This is a genomic window from Gottfriedia acidiceleris, assembly GCF_036421055.1.
In the GTDB taxonomy this organism is placed as follows: domain Bacteria; phylum Bacillota; class Bacilli; order Bacillales; family Bacillaceae_G; genus Gottfriedia; species Gottfriedia acidiceleris_C.
In genome coordinates, this window is record NZ_JAZGQS010000005.1 from 176529 (window position 1) to 200190 (window position 23662).

Here is a 23662-nt window from a genome sequence, read left to right on the forward strand (position 1 = left end):
TTAGTCGTAGATTTCCCGTTTATTGATTTTTTTAATTATGGAAATAATTGCTATAAAATAGGGAATGTTACATAATGAAGATATGCGTTGATCAATTGATATAAAGGAGAATGATGATGAAATCTTTTAATGTAACATTTCACAAAGAAGATAATGTAGATAATATGTTAATCCAAAAATTGAATGACGAGGAATACCATAAGTCTACTGAAGGTGGCACTAGACATTTATTCGAAATTGATACGAATATAGGCTTTTTTGTGTTTTTAGATTCAGAGGATAATGAGGGAAATGTATCACATTTAGTCCTTCAATATAATGAAGAAGATGAAGAGCCAGTTGCTTGCTATTCATTTGCAATGAAAGATTTTTACGAATTCATGGCTTTATATTTAAATGATTTAGAATTCGTTGATGAAACTTCTGAAGAAGAGGAAGTTGAGCTAGATGCTTCTAGTTCAATTCATCATTTAGTTCATCTATTATTCCATGTAATTGAAGAAGGCGAAGATCTAGAGGTATAAACTTCCAAATAAATGTATATTCTTCCATAAATACCGGGTTTATATATTTAAAATTGGGTATTTATGCAAAAAATGGAAGTTTCACGATTTTATTTTAATTATTAATTTAGGACAATTATTTTAACAAAGAGCTCTTGATATTTTTATCGAGAGCTTTTTTTATTTAGATTCTATTCTATCAATCATAATTAACTTTTGACTAAAGTAGAATTTATACAAGGATATTTTCAAAGGAGCTTGTTTAAAAAAATAAAAAGTAGAATAGGGGCTGATCATATTGAACCTGCCACAGTCTGTATTTATAAAAGAAATTGGACCTCGTATAAATTTTCAATATGGATCACGATTATCGATTGACCAAAAATTACATTGGATTAACCATCTTATTGATAGTGGATTAAATCACATTGAAGTTTCCACATTAATGAATTTTCCGGATAAACAACAGTTTAATGAGGCTACCGAATTAGTACTGAAGCTAAAAAGAGATCAACATATAACATATGGCGTATTAGTACCGAATAAGCGAAGTTTAATGAGAGCATTTGTTGTAGATGCAGATGAAATTAACTTTTTTATTTCAACAAGTGAGTCATATAATGTTAAAGTTAAAAATTGCTCGATCAAACAATCTTTGAAGGATATAAAAGAGATGACAAAAGTAACAAAAGATTATAAAAAGCTTACGCGTGCTTATATTACAACTGTATTCGGATGTCACGATGAAAAAGTAAGTCATCAAAAAGCAATCGACTTGGCATCGCGATTATTAGATGAGGGAGTGGAGGCGTTATCATTTGTTGATACGGTAGGCAAGGTATCGCCTTTTCAAGTTAGGTTATTTTTGGAGGATTTATTAATTAAAATACCTAAAGAGCGTTGTTCGATGCAATTTTATAATACTTTTGGAAATGGCCTTTCTAACATCTTTACTTCACTTTCGTATGGGATTCAGCGGTTTGAATCAGCAAGTGGAGGATTCGGAGGATGTTTTCCATCTAATGAACTAAATCGATTGATTGCAACGGAAGATTTAATTTCATTTTTACATCGACTTGATATCACTACTGATGTCGACATAGTTAAACTACTAGACGCTTCAAACTATATTTCAAATCAATTAAAAGAAGAGCCTACTAGTCAGTTATTTTCAAATTTACCATTCAAAAAGCATCAAACATGATGCTTTTTTAAATTGTTTTACATATTTTGGACAAGAATTGAATTTTTTTTGCATATAATTTATTAATTTGAATGAAAGGAGAATTGATTATGTCTAACTTCGAAGCAATTATATTAGGCATCATTCAAGGTTTAACTGAATTTCTCCCTATCAGTAGTACCGGACATTTATATATTGGTAGGCATTTATTCGGCTTAGATGAAGCAGGCTTATTATTAGATACGTTAATGCATATTGGTACTCTATTAGCGGTGTTTGTTTTTTACAGTAAAGAATGGAAAGGTTTGATAAAAAAACCTTTTTCAAAATTAACTTTATTACTATTTGTAGGAACATTACCCGCTGTAATTGTAGGATTATTATTTAAAGATTTTTTCGATGAAATATCTGTTTCAGGTAAAACGATTGGATGGGAGTTTATTTTTACTGGTATTATTTTATTTATTGCTGATAAAAGGAGAAAAGGGAAGAAAACAATGGAGGAACTAACATGGGTAGATGCTTTATTCATCGGCTCATTTCAAGCACTTGCTATATTTCCAGCTGTTTCTCGCTCAGGATTAACGATCGCAGCAGCATTATTTAAAGGAATGGAACGAAAAAGCGCTGCTTATTTTTCATTCTTACTATCTACTCCTGCAATATTAGGCGGAATCGTATTCCAAGGTAAAGATCTTCTTGGTGGAAACGCGGAGCAAATTGCGTTTTTCCCACTATTTCTTGGAACATTAGCCGCAAGCCTATTTGGTTATTTAGCGATTAGTTGGATGATTAATTTATTGAAAAAACAATCACTCAATATTTTTGGCTATTATGTTATTTTTTTAGGGGTTAGTATCGTAGTGCTTCAATATTTGAAGATATTTTAATGGAAATCGATAAAAATTAGTCAACGTTTTTGTATACAAAAAAGCACAGGAAGTAATTAACCTGTGCTTTTTTAAATTACCTCAAAGCTTTTTAACTTTTTCTTCATCACCAGTTGTAGAATTAATAAAGATATCATATGTATCGTGATTATATGTACCTAAAAATTCATAGGTAAGAACTTCTTTATTAAAATCATTTAAGATGATAGCTAATCGTTCTTCTTCAACTTTAACATTTTTATTCAGCTTTGCTCTTGCTTGTTCAAGTGTAAGCTTAGGAGTAGGGATTTTACGTACGTGGTTTGATGTAATATAGTTTTTAGCATTAAATCCGATGATTTGCCCGTTATCTAATGCAACCTTTAATTGAATTGCTTCTGGATAGATCCGCACGTCATCAATTGATTTAACCATTTGTAGAACGCCAATCGTATCGTATTGTGAACTATCATATAACTCCATGTTCTTATAGTTTTTTGAATTTAAATAACGTAAACCTTTTTTCACTGCATCGTCTAAACTGATTTGCTGTTTGGCTATCGGTCTATTTGTGATAAAGAAGATTGGCAAGCCTGCAGTTTCAGTTATTTCCATATACGTATCTGCTACAGGGTTTTTATGAGCCATCGTAACTGAGTAAAAAGGTTCAAATCGATCATTATCGCTCTTACTTCTAGTCACTTGAATTTTCGTAACATTTTTGAGCGGTACAACATCTTGAGCAATTTTTTTCGCTTCATTTTCATCAATTTTTCGACCTGTTAGCTTCTTTAAACCTTTAGATTCTTCTTGACCATTTGTAAACGTAGGACCAAAATCATTGTCTGTAGTTGCTTTTACTTGTTCAATATGTTTAAAACCATCCACGATACTATTGTCTCGTGGTGCTTTTCTTTCTTCGGACATTTGGCCAACATCCATCCAGCTTAAGTTTTTATTCATGATGTTTGTTTGTACATTCCGTAGTCCATCTTGAATTTTTTCAGATGTTGAATAGATATTACGTAAATTACTATATTCCTTTGCAGTTAAAGGTTCTTTATTTAAATCTCGAACTGCTGTTTTATAACTAAAGTTTCCTACTCCAGTTAAAAAAGCCTGTGTTTTGTCAAAAGGCACAAATTTTAGTGGAAGTTGTGCAATGTCAGATTTAGCTTGAATCGAAAGACGCCAGACATCTGCTAAAGCAGGGGAGAGAGACGTTCTTGAATTCATAGCTAATGTTGTACCGATTTTATCGTGTAATAAGTCCATATCAAATGTTAGTTCATTGAAAGCCCTTTGATAATTATTTTCGGCTTTTAAATTCATTTCTTTTAGATCGCGATTTTGCGTATATCCCCAATAACCAGTTCCGATTAGAGCGGCTGCTAAAGCACCTGCAACAATCCAACTACCTTTCATAATTACACCTCACTACAGTTATTTACAAAAAATATGTTGACCAATTGTAAGAATAATAGGGCGGCCACGAATCCATTGGTTAGTTGCTGTTTTAGGATTGTAATAGTAAATACAACCGGTCGTTGGATCCCAGCCATTTATTGCATCAATTACAGCTTTTTTAGCTTGAGCATTAGGAGTTAAATTAATTTGACCATCAGCTACTGCCGTAAAAGCACCTGGTTGATAAATAACACCTGCTATTGAATTAGGGAAAGATGCATTTGTTAAACGGTTTAAAATGACTGCAGCAACAGCAACTTGTCCAATATATGGCTCACCACGTGATTCTCCATATACAGCATTTGCCATTAATTTAATGTCATTATCTGTATAACCATTTGGTGCGTTTGCAATTGGTTTATTATTTGGTTTTGCATTCGAATTATTTGGTTTATTTGTATTCGGTTTATTGTTGTTATTGGAAGTATTATTATTTGACGTATTATTAGCCGTACTACCTTTATAATTTTTAGTTGCTTTTGTCAGTTTTTCTTTTAATTTGGTTCCAGCGATACCATCAACCTTCATACCAAATTGCTTTTGAAAATTACGAAGAGCCCAGTAAGTATTCCAGCCGAAAACGCCATCAGCTTTATCATCAAGAAATCCTATAAATATAAGACGTTCTTGAAGCTCTTTCACATCTTGTCCTGTTGATCCACGGCTGAGCACTTGGCTACTAAACGCATCAACTTCTTTTTTAGGTATGTCAATAGTTAACGTAATCAGTGAAATACATATTATGCATAAGATAATAAATGCAGTTTTCAAATGAAATTTCTTTTGCAAAATAAATCCTCCTTAATCTAATACATATATGATTACTATTTGTAAAAAATTTCTTTTTATTAGTAAAAAGCGTAAAAACTGATATAAATTGCACAAACAACAAACGGATAGAACGAGTAGAGGGGTCGAATAGTAAGGATAGGAGCAAAAAGGAGGAGGTATTATGAAAAGAACATATAGAGCCATTTTCATTTTCACATTCTTATTTTGTATTTTTTGCAAAGTAAACCCATCAACTGCAGAACCTGTTTATGAGCCTCCATATGCTAAATGGGGGAAAATTGCAGTTGAAAAAACAATCCAAAGATACCCTCAAGCGGATGTAATAGATTATTTACACATAGGAAGAGAACAAAAAACACCAACAGTCTCAATGGAAAGATTTAAGTTATGGTTAAGATTAAAAGATGGAAGCAGGGAATTCGGGGTTTATGTAAATGTAGAATTTGAACCAAGAACAGAAAGATACTTAGGAATTACTTATACGGAAACGGATCGATAAAAACGAACTTTAAAAGACATCGCAAAAAATGTGATGTTTTTTATTGAAGTAGATTTGTGAGGGAAATCACATGAAGGGGAATTAAAGGAGAGTATTAGTTTGAAATAGGATTTAAAAAAATTAGTAATATTTAGGGGTTAAACATGATTTTTAATATAGAAACGATATTTGAAATCAAATAGAAAAAAATGAATTAAAATCAGTGAGTGCAATTAAATATAAAAAGTTTGAATTGTTGTAGAAACTAAAAACAAATTAACTAAAACATTTTTATTTTTTATAGATTTTAATTTTTACTCAAGTTTTAGATGGTTAAATTACGATTTAGAATTTGGTTTAAATAAATTGGTTAATTTTTAAACTGATTTTATTTTTTTGATCTGACTATTCAAATTGTGATTTTTTTCGTTTCATCTCAAAATAATAAGAATACTTGCTAATTGAGATGAATTATAGTGATTTCATTATAACTTCCTATAATATATATTATGTAAACTAGAAAAGGATAAAATTAATGGATCGATATTTAAATCCTCCTTTTTGCAATTACTCCCCAAGCTTCAATACCGCCTTGCTTCCAACTATAATAATGTTCCATTTCTTGTATATTTTTTCATTTACACCTTTGTTTACCAAATAAGTTTCTACGGTTTTTTTAGTCAAATACAATTTTGTTTTGTAATAACTTTATATCGAACCCCTATCATTATCAAAAATGTAATTAATAAAATGATTGATTTTTTTGATTCTTACACCTACCATTGAATTTATTGTTTTACTAACAAAAAAAAACAGCCATTCGATGGGCTGTTTCTCTTATTTACAAAAATCTTCTGCCTGTTGCACAATAAAATCACTAACTACACAGTACTAGATAGTCTTCAACTAACGCATGAGTAGTTGAATAATACATCCTTTTTCAAACTAAATTAATTAAATTTGTTTGTTCACATTTCTTTGGCGTAGATAAATTACCATATTAATGATAAATAATGTTACCAACCCAACATTTCCTTTTATTATTTTTCCTGTATTCTTAAATCCAAAATTTTTGTATAGGTTCTTTGCTTTAATATTATCTGGTTGAAAACAAATTAGAATTTCTGTGCATTTGTATTCTTTCTTCATCTCTTCAACAATGAGTGGTAATGCCTCCTTACCAAATCCATTCCCTTGAAAATGATAATCAATCATTAACCTGCAAATCTCGTATCCTATTAATTCATCAGAATATCCGTACATTGTAAATCCTATTAATGTTTTTTCATTATATATAGCTTTTACTCTCCAATTATCCTCAATACTCGCTTGAGCTATTGAAAGACAATTTGAAGCAATCGTTTCTTCAAAGATTTTATTTTTTTGATCTTCACTACTGCATAATCGAACGACTTCTATCCAATTTTCTTTACTTATACTCTTTAAATTAAGCACAATATTAACCCCTAAAATAATTTTTATAAAACTGATACAATTAAAATTATGAGATAGTTACTCCGTTTCCCTTTGACGGACTGTTTTGTGAATTACAATTAGACTTAAGTATTTACCTATGGTTTATTTGCAATTTCATTCTTATGAGGTTAAAAATCTGTAGATAAGTGATTATAGAAGCTCCTATACAAAATATTGCACTAAGAATAAAAATTTTGTAAAGAGTTTGACCACCCAAAGTAGGTGATTGAAACACTAAGTAACTTAGTATAATAAAACCTCCACCTAAAATAAACTGATAATAAGCAAGCCATTTAATTCGAGGCTTTAGGTAAAAATAACCAATAATTATTAGTAAATATAAAATACTTACTAACATAATGATTGGGTAAGTAGGTTTAAACTTAACTGCATATACAAAGTAATCGAGATGTGAAATATTGCTTACATTGTAATTTCCTTCATAAAACAATTTAGTAAATGGTGTTGAGTACTTCCACTCCCAAGGTTTATCTAAGATTTCACTACCTTCATACCAACTAGCGAAAGTAGAAAATATTAATAAAATTAAGGCTAAAATAAACTGTATAGAAAGTCTAATCAAATTAATCCCCCTTACAACTTTTGTAAATATATTCCATATTAATTTTACCATCATTTAAAATTAACCACACTAAAATTTCTTCGTTATCAAATCGCTTCTCATTTTCGTTTTTCATATTAAACTTTGCCAAATACATAAATAAAAAGCAGTCCTACTTGATAGTTGACCAATGTTACTATTTATTCATTGAATTCCTAAATGGTTTTCCATATCTTACTAAAACATGCCACAATAGTTTTAATTCCTGAAGGATCTCATTATAATTGCCCCTATCACTCCAAGTATCTGGATTGAGTTTTAAGTTCATTACTGCAGTTCCAATTATATTTGCATTGATATAATTGTTTTGGGCAATACGTTTTGCTAAGGAAGGCATCGATGGGCCTCGAAAATCTGAAGGAACTTCGTCTACCATAAGTTCAAAGCCCCTGTGCCAATAAAGATTAATAGAATACTTTTGGCAAATCTGTTCTAAAATTTTTCCCACAGAAGTGTTCTTAAATGAAGGATCTGCAACAAGCACTTCCACATCTTCTTTAAGTGAAATATCCCCATGAACCTGGGCCTCAATATAGTGATTAAGATTGCGGTTTGGCTCTTTGTTTGCAGCGTATTTAAACGGATTTTTAAGATTATCAAGCAAATGATTGACTAATTTTACCGGGGTCAGGTTTCTTTCACCGATCGCAAAATCTCTTACGAACGACTCTTCCAACAAAGCAGCTAAAATGATATTAAATTCTTCATAAGTACCCTTCTCTTTTGGATCTTGATGCGAATCTAAATATGTATATGTGGATCGATTTGATACATAAGGTGATAGTAGAAAATAACATGACCCAAAACGAGGCGCAGGTCCATCTGGATGTAACATTAAATTGAGGGCCCCATATTTAGGGCGTTGATAATTTGAAGTGCCCACCAGTTGATAAGCTCCTCCAAAAATTCTCATTTCCCAAAGATCACGTTCACCACCAGAATATGCTGATACGCTACCATTAGATAAACCTGTTTCAAACTGACTCTTATATACTCCTTGTTCTAACAGTGCTTCAGCAACGGTTTTCATAGTTGAATCCGGTCTATCTGGATGGAAATGTAGTCCAATCCTTGCATTAACTTTTAAATTGGAAACAGCATTTTTAAAAGTATGTTCCGATATATTCGACATTTTAAGAATATGATTAATAACTGATTGAGCTTCAAATTTATAGTTTCTTGCATACTTAGTAATATTTTCGATAGCCAATTGTTGCGACTTTGATAATTTCATGATTTAATGCGACACTCCTCAAAACTAATTTTGAATTAAAAACCTCAACAAATGTTTTTGTTTTCCTTCTTAAACTAAACCGCATTTACTTCATAAAAAAAGCTGCATATTAGCAGAGACGAGATATTCAAGTAACGCATGCGTTAGCTTAACAAGTAAACACTAATTTTTAACTATTTTGTTCTCTGTCCCATTAACAATTCTCTGTATATTTTGTCGATGTAGAATGATTATTGATACGCTTATTAGTAGCGAAAGGGCAATGATAACTTTATCTGCAAATATAAGACTGTAAATGAATAATGCTAAACTAGCTAACATTGAACTTAGTGATACATACTTAGTAAATAGCAAAGTTAACACAAACACAACAAAACCAACAAAAACACCTAATGGAGTCAAAAATAAGAAAACTCCGGTTGCTGTCGCAACAGCCTTTCCACCTTTAAAACTAGCAAAAACAGAAAATATGTGTCCTAAGATGGCTAATAAACCACATACAATAGGGTTAACTGTAGAACCAAGTATTAGGGGAAGTAAACAAGCAAATGTACCTTTAAATATATCAGCAATTGCAACAATTACTCCTGCTTTTATGCCTAAAACTCTATAAGCATTTGTTGCACCAAGATTACCACTCCCGTAATCACGAATATCTTTCTTATAAAACATTTTACCTATTAATAAAGCAAATGAGATTGATCCTATTAAATAACTTAGAATACAAGTTAAAATGTACAAAGTACTATCTCCTTACATAGTTTGTTAAGTAAGTTTTTCGATTTTTTGCATACGATATCCTGCAATCCTTCTTACATTAACCTCGTTACTTGAATAACTTTTCTTAATATTAACTACTTTGATGTCTTTCTATTATGTTAATAGGAAAAAGCGATCTTCTATTGAAGTATCGCATGCGTAGTTGAATAAGAACATATAAGCATTGACTAATATCTGTCCCCATACTTTGAGGAAATTAAAAAGACCGTGCAAGACGGAATCCAAGGTCGTCTATGCAAAATGACGGATGGCTTCGACGACGACATGAAGCACCACAACCTCTTGCTACCTCTGCCCAGCTACCACCTCGAAAAATTCGGTAGGACCCATAGACCTGTTCATCATATAAATCCCAACACCACTCCCAAACATTTCCTAACATATCATACAGACCCCATGCATTTGGTTCCTTTCTTCCTACTTCATGTACTTTATCTCCCGAATTTTCATTGTACCAGGCAATTTTATCAAGTTCACCGTATCTATAACCCGTGGTCCCTGCTTTACACGCATATTGCCACTCTGCTTCTGTAGGAAGTCTATAGCCATCTGATTCCCAATCACAAAATATGTTTTCACCATCATTACTTATTGAATAACACTCTTTCAATCCTGCTTTCTGTGAAAGTAGATTACAAAAAGAAATAGCATCATTCCAAGAAATATTCACAACTGGTTTTAGGTCTCTGACAAAAGTACTAAGTGATGTATTTGTTATAGTATTGTATATACCCATAGTTACAGGATACTTTGCAAGATGAAATGGTCTTATTTCAGTTTTCCATTTACTTTTTATTCTATCGTCTCTTAATTCTATATTTCCTCCTGGAATTTTTACCATTTGATAGTCAATGTAACTCTTAATTTCATTTGACACTCTGTCTTCCTCCTAATGATCATGATTTATTAAAAATCACCTCGTTAAGAATTATAAGAACAATTCAAAAATTACGTTGGTTTTTTTTGTAGATTAAAATCCGTTAGTAAAATAAAAAAGTCTGCAAATCAGCATATTCGTTATACAACAAACGCATGCGTTAGTCATAATGAACGAAACGGCTCCTTTTGCTTAGCGTAGGTTGCACTTGGCAATAATGGGAGTTAAGTAAAAGCCTACCCATTCCAAATGTAGAGCTACAAACAAAAAGGAGCCGTTTATATTTTAAGGATCGTCAAAAATTTATTGATTTAGACGTTTCAAAAGACATTATTTCTGTTGGTATTGCTGAAGAAGGACGGGGAGAACCACGATTTTACGGTAATATTCAAAACACACCTGATAGGATTCTTAAGCTTTTCTAGAAGTTAGGCGATCCAGAAAAGCTACTAGTTTGCTATGAAGCAGGTTCATGCGGGTATTGTATTTACCGCCAGCTTTTATCAATGGATATAGAATGTATTGTAGTTGTACCTACTCTAATACCGAAAAGAGGTAGAAGATTTTTAATAAATCTTTTTCCTTTTCTGTGAGGATATTATGTAGTTTTTGACTTTCTTCATTTTTCATCTTACCTTCAATAACTCTTTTCCATTGATCTATTGCTTCGTTTCTAATATTGTTCTTTAAAATTTCACCAAAAAAATCAAGACTTTTTTTATTCATTAATTTTCCCAAGCTTTTTGAGTATCTTCACTTTTTTCAACGCGATTATTCAATTTTTCCTTTATATTCAAATTATGAATATAGTAAAAGTCACCTTCAACAAATGGACGAACAGATATAATTGTGTATTATGGCGACAAATAGTCTAGAATCTATTCTTCATCCTCAATAATAAGATTCCTTTGTGCTTCAATTACTTGAAATGATAAATATTCTTTTTTTCCTCCAGTTTGAATCCATGAAATACCCTCTTTACTTTGACTTAGGTGATTAATAATGGCAAAAGTTATGTAACGGTTTAAATAAGAACCGTCAATTGATCTAAATTATTTTTATTTATTTTACTTTGTTTTCTCAAATGTAAAAAATAACCTATATGCTTTTTAATAATGTTGATGGCAATTGATTTATTTTTAATAGACGTTAATTGATTCTACCAGATATAAAATAGGAGCCGATAATCGTTCATCGACTCAACTAATTTAGACCTTAGCTCTCTGACCAGGATTTAAGATTACTTTGAACAAAACCACCAATCATAGCATTGTATCCGTCCTTCTTTTGATTGTTCCAAACGTTTATTTGCATCCTGGATCGTATTTGGTGGTGGCATGATTAATCGTTCACCTACAAGTTCATTTTCTGGCCAGTTTGCTGGTGTTCCTGCTTTATTTATATCAGCAATTTGCAATGCTTTTACAGCTCTTATAATTTCATGGATATTGCGTCCAACATTCTCTGGATAGGTCAATATTAACCGTATCTTTCCTGTCGAATCAACAATAAAAACACTTCGAACGGTTCTTGTGCCAATCGTTGGATGGATCATTCCTAATCTAGATGCTATTTTGCCAAGGCTATCTGCTATGATTGGAAAAGTTATTTCCACTTTAAGATTTTGCTTTATCCATTCAATCCATTTTATATGCGAGTAAACTTGCTCAACAGATAATCCAATTAAATATGTATTCAGCTTCATAAATTCTGGCATCATTTTTTGAAAAGCTACAAATTCTGTTGTACAAACTGGGGTAAAATCACCTGGATGACTAAATAATACATACCAATGTCCTTGAAAAGCCGTTGGAAGAACTAATTCACCAAGAGTGGTTTGAACCTTTAATTCAGGAAATAGATCACCTAGAAATGGTTTTGTATAAAGCTCATTTTGCTCCATTATTATACCCCCATCTTAAAGTCTATCTTTGTGATAGTCAAAACTTCTTATTCCTTCTTTATAGATTAAATTAACTATCCTTTTATCTATTTATCAAAGGAATACTATCATCTCTAATAATATTCATAATGGTTCATATAATGCTACTAACATTAAAATGCCGTCATTAAATCGTTAATCTGAATTTATTAGTTTTGGGGCGTTACAATCTATTGAGATATATACAACGATAAAAAAATGACCCTCAAATTGAGGGTCACTCGAAGCAAATAATTGGTTATGAGGGCTAGTTTATATATTTTATATATTACGCTCTCCTTTTAGGAATGGATTATACTTTAATACAGGACAAATGCGTATCTATTTTCATGACTTTAAAATGTAACAAATAAATCTGAATTAGATTAAGATTCATTATAAATTACATAAGATGTTTGGTTACGAATATCGATTCCTACTTCTTCTTGCTTTAATTGCATTAGGGTATATACCATGCTCTTCAATTCCAGCAGATGCTTGAAAATTTATGTGAGTGGAGTGAATCGTTTTAAAATCCTAAAACTTAATATACTTCGCTGGATTAACAGCGTTTGATTTTGCCTCATTCCATTGTCCATCATGTAATTCAAAGTGAAGATGCTGACCAAAAGAATGACCCGTATTGCCCATCGTTCCGATTTTTTGTCCTTTTGAAACAGTTTGCCCTGTTGAGACTTGATACTTTTGCATGTGAGCATAAACTGATGTAAATACTTTTCCATTTATATTGTGTGTAATAAAGACAACATTACCATAACTAGATGAATGGTAAGCTCTTATTACAACGCCATTTGCTACGGAGACAATCGGTGTACTCCCTTTTTTAGCAATATCTACACCAAAATGCGTTTCATGATCAAATGAACGATATCCGAAACCTGAAGATACATATCCTTCCGCTGGTCGTGTAAAATCACCACCTGAAATACTTGAAGCGGCTTTAATTGCTTTTTCCTGATTTTTTAAAAGTTCTGCCTGTTCTTCTAAACTCAAAATATCTTGTTCCTTCTCAATTACATCATCTTTAAGTTTGCTCAGTATAGCCTTCATTTGTGTTTCTTGATTAACAAGTGTACGTTCTATATTTTGAAGATCTTTTTTATCATTTTCCAACTTATTTTGAGTTAACATTAAATCTTTCTTTTTTAATTCAACTTTTTCAAGATCATTCTGTTGTTCCTTAACAATGTCTTGATCAGCATTCATAAATTTACCAATTGCATTTATTCGTTGAACTAAATCACTAAAACTTTTTGCATCAAAAATAACGTCTAAATATGAGTTATTTCCACCCGATTTTTGTATTGTAATTAATCGATTATTTATGATTACTTGACGTTGATCTAAACGTTTTTGAAATTTTGCTATTTCAGCTTCTAAATCTTCTATTTCTTTTTTGCCATTTATTAATTCAGCCTCTTTTTGGCTCATTTTTATTTTTGTATTCTCAATTGTTGAGTAAATTGTATCTAAAGAGTTTACTAACAATTTTTGTTGATGTTTTAATTGATCCATTTCATTTTTCGCTTTTTGAGTTTGTTCTTGAACTTTTACTCGTTTATCTTGAATACTCTTAATCTTTGTATTTGGTATAGTATCTGCAAGTACACCTTTTGGAAGTATAGTAAATGATAAACTTGCAGCTACTAATAGTACTTTATTAATAATTCGTTTCATCTTTATCTCCCTAAGCTTGACATATACTTATATATGTTAACTTAGAAATGTAACAATTTAATGCAAATTAGACTACACTTTTTTTACAAGTTTTTTACAAGCCCTTTTCAACACTAAAAAAAGAATCAGTAGAATAATTTATTTGAACTTCCAATAACCATCCAACATTTCAAAAAAATGACTTTGTTTCGTGTCAGTAAGGTTAACTAAAAAAGGTGTCTCCCCTTTTTCTTTTAATACCTTAGCAGCTGGACCAGCTCCAATTGGTGTACAAAATAATAAATTAGTTCCGTTCAATTTTAATATTTTACAACGTGCATTGATTTCGGAATTAATATACTCGTCTCCTGGTTTCAGTCCAAACAAATTCTTCCAAATTTCTAATGTCTTTTCCAAATTATTTACGACTAAACCTACACTTTCGAATTTGGGTTGTCCTAATTTGTGTGAATTTATAAGTCCTAGATCCTCTAATTCCGAATACCTTTCTTCATCTGATTTTTCCCATTCAATAAAAAATGGTAACCTAACCTCTTTTTCTGGGTATTCGGAAAATAACAATGACCATCTGATTAGTTGACCATCAGCACGAACTCTCTCCCCAGAAAGAGGTCCATATACTGTAAGTCCTTTTTCTTTAAGTTTAATTGCTAGTTCTTCAATTTGATTTGTTCGGATGGCTATTATCGCAGGACCTTCCCGACTTTCTTTAGCTAACTGTTTTACGATTTGCGTAATTAATCGATTTTCATCGTGTTTTTCAGCTATTGATAAATGTTCAATTCCTAAAAATTCAATATAACTTAAACCAAAATAACTTAGGGTATTATATGTACCCCAAGATTCATGACGTCCTCCCTTTACAACATGAATCCCTTTTTGTTTTAAGGGTAAAATTGCATTTTCTGGTTTTTTGAAGAACCAAACAAGGTGATCAAAGAATAAAGTCATTATCGTACTCCTTTCAATAAGTTTTCTTGAGGAAATTAAGCCTGTAAAACCCTCATTTCATTATATAAATAGATTTCTACTACCGCTTATAAATCATGTTATTAGATGCTTAATTAAGAGTAAACAAAATTTGAGTAGGTGACACCTATTAACCTTTGGACGAACCATTTTCTAAAACGGGTATGTATTCCATTTATGTATCTTGTGATATTCTGTCTACTTAATTAACAATATAAAAACTCCTCAACAAGGCAAGGAGTTTTTTCTTCATTTATTTCGTTCAAGAAAATCTTTAACTCCTTCGAAATGATGCTTCATTTTTCCATCGATTTTTTCAAGAATAAAATGACCGTCTTTTGCAAGCGGACTATTTTGTGGTTGATGTGCATCAATTGAAACAAGATAGTGATCCGAACTGAACTTAATTAATGATAAGTTGTGAATGTGATGTCCAACATCATAATGGAACCAATCAATTATATGGTGGTAGGCATTCTCTATGATCATACAGACTGGATAAAGGAAAAGTTTACTCGTAGGAATCAGTAAACCTACTATCCCTACTCCGAACCCGACAAGTACCACTTTCTTTCCTATTTCTTTGGAAAATTTTGAATCGACAAACGATTGTCCAATTTTATTTTCTTCATAAATGAGTTTGTGATAACCCTCAATTACTAATTTTTGTTCATATGGATAATACGTTGCAAATCGTCTCATCTATTAACATCCTCTCTTCCATATAACACGATTCATTCATCACGTTTCCCTCTATTAAACGATATGAGACAACTGGTAAAGTATTCTATGGATTAAAAAGAACGATTAAAAAATGTTAAATGAAACCTCCTTTAAACCCTAATTAAACCTAAGTGCCCTCTAACGTACTCATTTCTAATATGATTCTTAATAATTAGATGAACAAATTCCAATACTACTCTTAAGAGGTGATCATATTGGGTAAATGGAATGAACAAGCCGCTGCGAATAATAATTTGCCATCTAGTACAATCCGTACATCTGAGCTTCTGTTAGGTAAAAAGGCTGACCATGAATTTTCAGAAGACCTTTCTGATGGTGGAGAAAGAAATCAAAATATTGAGTTACTGAATAAGAATTCTAAGCTGAAATAATTCTCTAAAATGACTCAATTAACAGAAACAAGAGCTAATCGAATTTCTAACGATTAGCTCTTAACAATTAGAACTAGATGAGATGAAGTTGTGATAACGATAAAAATAAATTTAAGTTCATATGTACAATCATCAAGCTAACTAAATTGTTAGCTTTTTTAATTCTATGAAATTCCTAACCCAATGATTGCTTAAAATGATGATTTAATTTTAACTTTTATTCTATTCAATAATTCGATTGATAATAATAATAGACAAAATCAATTATCTTTACAAATTAGTTGCATATGATATACTCTTTTTTGGTTTAACTAGATTAGTTTTTAAAGGAGTAACTTCATGAGTATTCAAAACGTGTTTCTTTCGATAAAACAAGGAGAAACAGCCACAAATCAGAATAGAATTCCTATTTCGTTAAATGAAACGTTGCTAGGCCGTACGTGGGGGAATGATTTCCCAGATATTCCTTTTACAAGTCAATATATTTCAAGAAAACATGCTTTAATTTGTTGTGATAAAGAAGAAAATTACACAATTGTTGATCTCATGAGTAAACATGGAACACAAGTAAATCATATTTTAATAGAAAAAAATAAGCCATACTTCCTTCGTGATGGCGATTGTATCAGTCTTGCTAGTGGTGCCGCTGTCCTTATTTTTCATAATCTATCAGAACAGAACCTTGGTGATACACTTGATATGCCATTAGTTTTAGATAAACACACAAACGATTTCAATGGTTTAAGTGTAAATGTAGTTAAGAGAGAAATTTTAATTGATGGCGTAAGAATCCATTTAACTAGTAAAGATACAGAATTATTTTTGCTGTTATATCAAAAAGCCAACAGCGCAGTTAGCTATAATGAAATTAAAATAAATGTTTGGCCGGAACGAATGACGAAAGAGCTTGAGGAGCCTAATGTTGGAAGGGAAGAAATTAATACCCTTATCTATCGATTACGTAAGAAATTAGGTAAATACGGTCAAAAGATTGTTTCTGTCCCTCGATATGGTTATCTGTTTGATCATGAAGATATTTAATAATGTAAAGAAATAAAAGCTAATGAAAAAGGGTGTAAGGATTGAAAGATTCTACACTCTTTTTAGCAAATAAATTTATTTGTCATTTACATATTTATGGATAAATAATATTGCTTATAATAAATTAGCCTTTACTTTTTTCTCTATAATAGTTAATTCAATATAAATTGCAATAAAGGAACACAATGAACCTACTAAAAGAATTATTGCACATATATATACGGGTAGAATTAACAGAATGTACCCTAATATAGTTCCAACAACTAATAATAAATAAAACATTAAATTCACCCTTTTTCACATTAATCAAATGAAATCAAAAATCCTTCTTTTAAAAATTATGTACTCATGTAAAGATATTACTTCATGCATTCTTACTCAATATCACATTGCTAACAAAACACTAACATTTTAAAATTAATTCGATTTGTAGACTCACAGTTCGATAAAGTGAATGGAAACAAAACAATTTCAGAGAAATAAAAAACCTGCTCCAATTCAGGAACAGGTTGATAGCTTGTTATTTCATGTAATATACAAACAACTTAATGACACATTATTTATTAACATTATTAGGATTATAAATTGAATAATGATCCAACACAATATTTGTTTTCTTTAAAGGAAAAACAAATTTAAGCTTATTAGAGCCAATTAAATAAGTGATTATTTTTTCGTTATTTGAGGTAGTAACTTCTGAATTAGGTGAACCAAAATAATTTTTAAGATTATTAATCATTAATGTTTTTAACTGAGGATCAAAAGAACGTAATTCAAATATTAAATGGCTTTTTTGATATCCAATTACTACGTTTCTCTTGGTGTAAGTGTTATATGTTCCTTTAGCAGCTTCGACATAGACACTACTGTCTTCTTTTCCCCATTTTTGCCTTACCCCGTCAATATTCGAATTCATTACATTAAAATCTGCGTTGATAATTTTCGCTTCATTCGCCTTTGTTGAAATATTTTTTAAAAGTAAGTACTGCTTATTACTAGTTACATTATTAAAAGTAACAGCTTTCTTAATTTGGTTATTTAAATTTGACACATTTACAAGTTGAACTTTATTATTGTTAAGTTTATATTTTTGTTTTAAAGATAGAATTTTATAGACACTTTTATTGATTGTGTCTTCTGATATTTTATGATTTTTAACAGCTGTATAGATGCTATTGTATATTGTTTTTACATTTTCATTTCCATGCCCTATCAATATAATATTACTTCCTGCATTAATAGAAGTTACTGCTGCACTACTTAAGTTATAGTGTTTAGCTATTGCGCCCATTGACATATCATCCGTTATAACCACACCATTATATCCATATTGTTTTCGTAACAGATCAGTTATCACCGCTTTTGACATAGATGCTGGATACTTTGAATCTACCTTTTTTACAACTATATGAGCTACCATCACCATATCCGCATGATTTTTAATTGCATTATTGAATGGAACTAGCTCAAACTTTTTCAAACTTGATAAATCTTTATTCACTATAGGAAGGTCTAAATGTGAATCTACTGAAGTATCCCCATGCCCAGGGAAATGTTTAATGACAGGAATTGTGTTTCCTTTATGAATGCCATCCATCATTCCAATACCAATATTTGAAACGATACTTGAAGTTGTTCCAAACGAACGATCTCCAATTACTGTATTTTTAGGATTACTTTGTATATCGAATACTGGTGAAAAATCAGTATTAAATCCAAAGGATGACAGCTCTTTTGAAATCATATTACCTATATTATATGCGTATTGCATATTATTTTTATCTCCAATTGTTCTAGCAGAAGGTGTATTTAAAACCGCAGAAGGCATTCGATTAACTCTACCCCCTTCCTGATCGACAGAGATAAATAATGGTACCTTGTTATTTTTATTAGCTGTTTTTATGTCATTTGTTAAATTGACTAATTGATTTGGACTTTTTATATTTGGTCCAAACAGTATAACCCCAGCTAATTTATAATTTTTTAAAAGCGTATTCGCATTACTTGAAGTTGTTCCATCAAAACCTGCGATAATCATTTGTCCAATTTTTTCTTTAAGAGTTAGTTTATTTAATTCAACTTGAATTGGATCAGTTTTTGAAACAATTACATTTTTCTGAGCCTTAGCTTCTATACAACCAGTTAATAATATGAAACTACTAATCGCAAACATCGATAACCTTTTAAAATTGTTTTTCATATTTTCACCTCTAAATTCAATATGTGTATATGTCAATATTGGCCTTTACCAAATCATAGCAAATAAATGTTTCGAAAGTATAAACTTTTTGTATGAAATATAAGATTTAATACAAATCTAATCTTTTATCAAGTAATCAACAGTTACTCGACATCAAATCAGCTAGTAGAAATGCTCTTTCAAAACATTAGTAACCCACATACTTTCTACAAAAAAGGAGAATCCCTATTTTTTTCTATATGCTATTAATAAAGACAAATATGCCCTTCCTGTAAATATTTCTAGAATAGGTTAAGAATGATCACTAATCAGTTATTTATCATATATTTTTAATTTAGTTCAGCATAGATAAAGCAAATAAAGGTAAAATATAATGAATTTAATAGGTAAAGAAAAAAAGCTAACTACTTTGTTAGCTTTTTTAATGATTTGAAGTCCCAAAATGAATATTGACTCATACTATTTACTTTATCAAACTAATTTCTTCCTAATCCATCGGCTTTTTTAAAAGCTTGAAAGACCATATAAATAATAAACAGAATTGGTATATATACATATAAAAAGCTAGAAGTTATGTAGGTCATGAAAGTCGCTATTTTCTCCACATCCAATTTACTTTTGAGACTGATTACCATGAAATGAACAAGAATGATTGAGAACCATAAAGACTTTCTAGTTTTAAATTGAAACGATTCTTTTAAAATTCGGAACGCTCCCCACAAAGCCATACAGCAAGGAGGAAGTATTACTAGGAGCCATAAAAATATATATACATATTCAAATCTTTCTATAAAAGGATAGCGAATAATTTTTGACATCATAAGGGTTGGCCAAGTTATATGTTTAAGTTGTCCATGACTAAAGTAAGCGAATGATACGAATGTAATAAATAAGTATAAAATGATTGTATACGCTTGTGATAGATGTGCCCATTTTTGAGATTTTTGGTTATTTTTAATAAACGGAAAGTAAATAAGCAAAAATTCAGGTCCTGAATACATCAGAATACAATACTTTGCTGAAATATAATAGTCACTGATCTGATGATTAAAAACTGGTAACAAATTCGTCCAATAGGCATATTTCAATGGAAAGTAAAATGTTAACAATAAGAGCGAAGGAATGATGACTCCCCAAAAACATATTCCTGTAATGACTCTAAATCCTCCAATGACCAAATATGTGATTACAAAAAGCATAATAATTGATAAGAGCCAAATTGGAAAATAAGGAAAAACCCAAGTAATAAGAACTGCAATATAGGATCTAATGATCGTTGTAATGACTAAAAGCATGTAAATATAAAAAAAAGTATTTAATATATTTCCTAACCATTTCCCGAATAATTGTTGGTGTAAAGACATAATATCTCCATTATTCGATTTCTTTAACAAATAATACATTAACCAAATAATGATATGTATAGAGAGACCAACGATTAAAACCGAAACCCAAGCATCTTGTCCGGCACCTTTTACGATATTACTCTGAAAATTAAGCAAGCCAACACCTGTTTGGGTACTATGAAAAAGAAATAATAAAAAAAAGGGAGATACTGTCAGACTTTCTTTTAATTGTTTACTCATAGACGATCTCCTCCACTTCTTACTCGCCAATCCCAGATTGAACTAATACTACTTTTACATTCACATCATATTCAATAGCTGGATACACTTTTTCATAAAACTCCTTTTCGTTCCATCTTTTCGAATGTGCTCTTGCTAAATCACCAATACCTAAAGGATCGACATGATGTTTTTGAAAGGTTAATAATAGATTTTCAAAATCTACTTTCATCTGTTTTTCCAATTGATTGTTTAAAAATAGATTATTTTTTCTTTTCATTAAATCTAGCCAATCTGGATAGTCTTTTACCATCCCATTTAGAGTAATATCAAATTTCACTTTTGTTTTTTCCTTATTGGTTTTAATTAATTTTTTTTCGTTCCCTTTTAATATCGTTAATATTGCAGTATCAATTTTCTTCCCTTTCTGAATATTTAATTCTGTTTGTCCTCTAATGACTCTTCCTCTTAATATTTTATACAGTAAGCTTTCTTTAGGATTTAAGATAAGAGCTAGTTTGTCCTTTTTGAATACTGCTAGACCATTTACTTCAATATTCTCGTTTTGATTTATCTTAATATATGGAATTGAAGCATCTCTCCCTTCTCCATAGTAATCAAATAAAAAACTATGAAAAGTTGGAAGCGGTACAAATTGGTTCTTAAAATTTTGTTCAATCATTTTAAAGATATAATTGCTGTCTTTCCCTTTGTTTTTCTTTAATAATTCCCCTGCAGGTTCTTCAGAAACAGCCAATAGGGCATTGCTTCCAATCAATGGGTCTCTACAAACCGCCTTAACAAAATACGACACTCCATTTTCAGCAAGATCCTTTCCAAAGATAAGAAGGTTCAACTTTCCAATTTCTATTGGTTTTGGTGATTGTTCATTTAAAGCCTGTTTAATTAAAAGGGATTTCTTACCACTTCCCTGTAGAATAGAGCTCCCTTTATTTCCTACTTCGGTATAATCAGAATAAAGTGCCGTTCCAACAAAATGATCATCAACCCTATCTAAACCATATACAGATAGAATTTGTACTTCATCTATAATTTTTTGCCGTGGAAAAGAGCAGCCTGATAGTAAAAAGGAATGTAGAAAAAAAGCACAAATTAAGCATATTTTTTTTCTATTTATACTATTCATTTTCATTATTACGATCATCCTTAACTTTATTAGGATTGTATCTTTTTAACGAAAGAGGTCTTAAAAATCTACTTCGAGTCGATGTAAATTGATAGGATGACCGTATAAAACTATCGCTAAAGCTTTTTATTCTAAATGGATACATTGGAACCATATATGGATTTCCCAAAGATTTAAGCTTTAATAAATGTCCTAACAGAAGAACAAATCCTATTATTATTCCAAAACCGCCCATAAATGCTGAAAGTAAAATAAGTGGAAACCGCAAAAGTCGAATTGCATTTGACATTTTAAATATCGGTGTTGTGAAAGAAGCAAGTGCAGACAGTGAGACAATGATTAGTAATATATTGCTTGTTAGTGCTGCTTGGACAGATGCTTGGCCGATTACTATACCACCTACAATACCTAGTGTTTGGCCAATTTTTGTCGGTAATCGAGCACCTGCTTCTCTTAATAATTCAATTGTAATTTCCAAGAAAATAGCTTCCCATATCGGGGGAAAAGGAACATGAGCCCTTGAACTTATTAAGGGCTGCAATAAATCATCAGGTAAAACCTCATAATGAAAGGTTAATATTGCTACATATATTGGTGTAGCAAACAATGAGAAAATAACACTCATTATACGAATGATTCGAAAAAACGATCCTAGTACCCAATTTAGATAATAATCTTCAGGAGAAATGAAAAAATCCAGTATAGTAGTTGGTCCTGTAATAATATAAGGCGATCCATTCGATAGAATCGCTACTTGCCCATTAATCATTGCATAGACAACCCGATCAGTCCGTTCAGTAGATAAAAAAATAGGAAAAGGCGAATTTGAGTTATCTGAAATAATTTGATCGATTAGAGAATTATCAAAAACAACGTCGAAGTCGATGTTGTTCAAACGTTGACGAACAGTTTGAACATATTCTGGATTCGTAATACCATCCAAATAAGCAATAACAACTTCTGTTTTAGACATTGAACCTATTTTGATTTCCTCAAAAATCAACTCGGGTACAGCTAAATGTTTTCGAAGTAGATGTAGATTAGTACTTAGGTTTTCAACAAATCCAACCTTTGGACCAATCACACTAAATTCATTTTCTGTATCATTATTCTCGCGATAACCAAGATTTGAATTTTCTACGCTTATTGTCAAAAAGCGCTTGAAATATTTGAATTCAACAATAACATATCCTTTTATTAATCTTTTTTCGATATCTAGTGGGTCATTTGTAATTTGGACATCCTCAAAAGGAATCGACTTCTTCACATCATTAATGGTACTAATGTTCTTAATATGCTCTTGTAATGATGGAAGTAAAAGGTTATTTATTTTATCGGTATCTACCATACTTTTAAAGTAACTAATGGTTAGATCCTGTTCTTCAGATAATGAAAATTTGTAGAAATCGCTCGATTTAGAAGCCTGTTGAAATATGGACGTTATTGTCTTTTCTTCTTTCTCGGACTTTTGACCATTTAAAATTTGATCAATTGATTTTAAACGCATTTAGACCACCCAATCGAGTTTGATTACTAATTATTTTTAAGAATAAAATATAAACTTACTAGAACATCCATCTAGTTATCATTTTTTATTTTTTCGTTCTTTCCAATATATATACAATAAAAGTATTCAATTTCTAAATTCATTCTCTTATACACCTATCCATTGCTTCTAAATCAGGTTGAATTTCAAAGAATAGTTTTTCATTGAATAAATTTAAT

The 23662-nt window shown here is 30.9% G+C and carries 22 protein-coding genes; 6 read left to right on the forward strand and 16 right to left on the reverse strand.

All coding sequences use genetic code 11. The annotated features are described in order from the left end of the window. Nucleotides 1-116: 116 nt before the first annotated feature. The 3 genes from RAH41_RS09835 (at nt 117) to RAH41_RS09845 (ending at nt 2576) form a co-directional block, all read left to right on the forward strand. Nucleotides 117-524 carry a cytosolic protein gene (locus tag RAH41_RS09835; protein WP_069033110.1) on the forward strand — a complete coding sequence of 136 codons (408 nt, stop codon included), beginning with the start codon at nt 117-119 and terminating at the stop codon, nt 522-524. Between the two features lie 277 nt (nt 525-801). Beyond that, a complete protein-coding gene (locus tag RAH41_RS09840) occupies nt 802-1707 on the forward strand; it encodes a hypothetical protein (protein ID WP_331222201.1) in 906 nt (301 codons plus the stop codon). 89 nt (nt 1708-1796) lie between these two features. Then, on the forward strand, nt 1797-2576 hold the full coding sequence (locus RAH41_RS09845) for an undecaprenyl-diphosphate phosphatase (protein WP_098233615.1): 780 nt from the start codon (nt 1797-1799) through the stop codon (nt 2574-2576). Nucleotides 2577-2657: 81 nt separating this feature from the next. On the opposite strand, the gene ypeB is transcribed toward RAH41_RS09845, so the two are convergent. Beyond that, the gene (gene ypeB / locus RAH41_RS09850) at nt 2658-3983 is read right to left on the reverse strand and encodes a germination protein YpeB (RefSeq protein WP_419471590.1); all 1326 of its coding nucleotides are present in this window, start codon (nt 3981-3983) and stop codon (nt 2658-2660) included. A 15-nt stretch (nt 3984-3998) separates the two neighbouring features. Continuing rightward, nucleotides 3999-4811: a spore cortex-lytic enzyme gene (sleB, locus tag RAH41_RS09855; RefSeq protein WP_419471584.1), complete on the reverse strand. Its 813-nt coding sequence runs from the start codon at nt 4809-4811 to the stop codon at nt 3999-4001. A gap of 163 nt (nt 4812-4974) precedes the next feature. Between sleB and RAH41_RS09860 the strand changes: the two genes are divergently transcribed. After that, the gene (locus tag RAH41_RS09860; protein WP_331222204.1) at nt 4975-5313 is read left to right on the forward strand and encodes a DUF3889 domain-containing protein; all 339 of its coding nucleotides are present in this window, start codon (nt 4975-4977) and stop codon (nt 5311-5313) included. A 933-nt stretch (nt 5314-6246) separates the two neighbouring features. Here RAH41_RS09860 and RAH41_RS09865 read toward each other — a convergent pair. The 10 genes from RAH41_RS09865 to RAH41_RS09910 all read right to left on the reverse strand — a co-directional run bounded on the left by RAH41_RS09865 (nt 6247) and on the right by RAH41_RS09910 (nt 15571). Beyond that, complete coding sequence (locus RAH41_RS09865; protein WP_331222205.1) at nt 6247-6747, reverse strand: GNAT family N-acetyltransferase; 501 nt, start codon at nt 6745-6747, stop codon at nt 6247-6249. A gap of 112 nt (nt 6748-6859) precedes the next feature. Next, a complete protein-coding gene (locus tag RAH41_RS09870; protein ID WP_331222206.1) occupies nt 6860-7351 on the reverse strand; it encodes a YjdJ family protein in 492 nt (163 codons plus the stop codon). A gap of 175 nt (nt 7352-7526) precedes the next feature. Then, a complete protein-coding gene (locus RAH41_RS09875) occupies nt 7527-8624 on the reverse strand; it encodes a DUF3626 domain-containing protein (protein WP_331222207.1) in 1098 nt (365 codons plus the stop codon). A gap of 162 nt (nt 8625-8786) precedes the next feature. Then, on the reverse strand, nt 8787-9365 hold the full coding sequence (gene plsY / locus RAH41_RS09880; protein WP_331222208.1) for a glycerol-3-phosphate 1-O-acyltransferase PlsY: 579 nt from the start codon (nt 9363-9365) through the stop codon (nt 8787-8789). A 235-nt stretch (nt 9366-9600) separates the two neighbouring features. Beyond that, nucleotides 9601-10245, reverse strand: coding sequence for a formylglycine-generating enzyme family protein (locus tag RAH41_RS09885; RefSeq protein ID WP_331222440.1), 645 nt, complete (start codon nt 10243-10245; stop codon nt 9601-9603). Nucleotides 10246-10815: 570 nt separating this feature from the next. Further along, on the reverse strand, nt 10816-11007 hold the full coding sequence (locus RAH41_RS09890) for a hypothetical protein (protein ID WP_331222209.1): 192 nt from the start codon (nt 11005-11007) through the stop codon (nt 10816-10818). Between the two features lie 514 nt (nt 11008-11521). After that, on the reverse strand, nt 11522-12184 hold the full coding sequence (locus RAH41_RS09895; RefSeq protein ID WP_331222210.1) for a peroxiredoxin: 663 nt from the start codon (nt 12182-12184) through the stop codon (nt 11522-11524). Nucleotides 12185-12739: 555 nt separating this feature from the next. Continuing rightward, nucleotides 12740-13900: a murein hydrolase activator EnvC family protein gene (locus RAH41_RS09900; protein WP_331222212.1), complete on the reverse strand. Its 1161-nt coding sequence runs from the start codon at nt 13898-13900 to the stop codon at nt 12740-12742. Between the two features lie 138 nt (nt 13901-14038). Next, on the reverse strand, nt 14039-14851 hold the full coding sequence (locus RAH41_RS09905) for a VOC family protein (protein WP_331222213.1): 813 nt from the start codon (nt 14849-14851) through the stop codon (nt 14039-14041). A 267-nt stretch (nt 14852-15118) separates the two neighbouring features. Further along, nucleotides 15119-15571 (reverse strand): hypothetical protein, encoded by a 453-nt coding sequence (locus tag RAH41_RS09910; protein ID WP_331222215.1) that lies wholly within the window; start codon nt 15569-15571, stop codon nt 15119-15121. 236 nt (nt 15572-15807) lie between these two features. Between RAH41_RS09910 and RAH41_RS09915 the strand changes: the two genes are divergently transcribed. Together RAH41_RS09915 and RAH41_RS09920 are read left to right on the forward strand one after the other, a co-directional pair. Further along, the gene (locus RAH41_RS09915; RefSeq protein ID WP_331222216.1) at nt 15808-15984 is read left to right on the forward strand and encodes a hypothetical protein; all 177 of its coding nucleotides are present in this window, start codon (nt 15808-15810) and stop codon (nt 15982-15984) included. Between the two features lie 339 nt (nt 15985-16323). Continuing rightward, complete coding sequence (locus RAH41_RS09920) at nt 16324-17025, forward strand: FHA domain-containing protein (protein WP_331222217.1); 702 nt, start codon at nt 16324-16326, stop codon at nt 17023-17025. A gap of 556 nt (nt 17026-17581) precedes the next feature. Here RAH41_RS09920 and nagZ read toward each other — a convergent pair. From nagZ to RAH41_RS09940, 4 genes are all read right to left on the reverse strand, one after another. Further along, entirely contained in the window at nt 17582-19225 is a 1644-nt protein-coding gene (gene nagZ, locus RAH41_RS09925) for a beta-N-acetylhexosaminidase (RefSeq protein WP_331222219.1), read from the reverse strand. A gap of 476 nt (nt 19226-19701) precedes the next feature. Next, the gene (locus tag RAH41_RS09930; protein ID WP_331222220.1) at nt 19702-20811 is read right to left on the reverse strand and encodes a GerAB/ArcD/ProY family transporter; all 1110 of its coding nucleotides are present in this window, start codon (nt 20809-20811) and stop codon (nt 19702-19704) included. A gap of 19 nt (nt 20812-20830) precedes the next feature. Beyond that, nucleotides 20831-21943, reverse strand: coding sequence for a Ger(x)C family spore germination protein (locus RAH41_RS09935; RefSeq protein WP_331222221.1), 1113 nt, complete (start codon nt 21941-21943; stop codon nt 20831-20833). Further along, on the reverse strand, nt 21930-23444 hold the full coding sequence (locus RAH41_RS09940) for a spore germination protein (RefSeq protein ID WP_331222222.1): 1515 nt from the start codon (nt 23442-23444) through the stop codon (nt 21930-21932). Before RAH41_RS09940 ends, RAH41_RS09935 begins: the two co-directional genes overlap by 14 nt. Between the last annotated feature and the right edge of the window lie 218 nt (nt 23445-23662).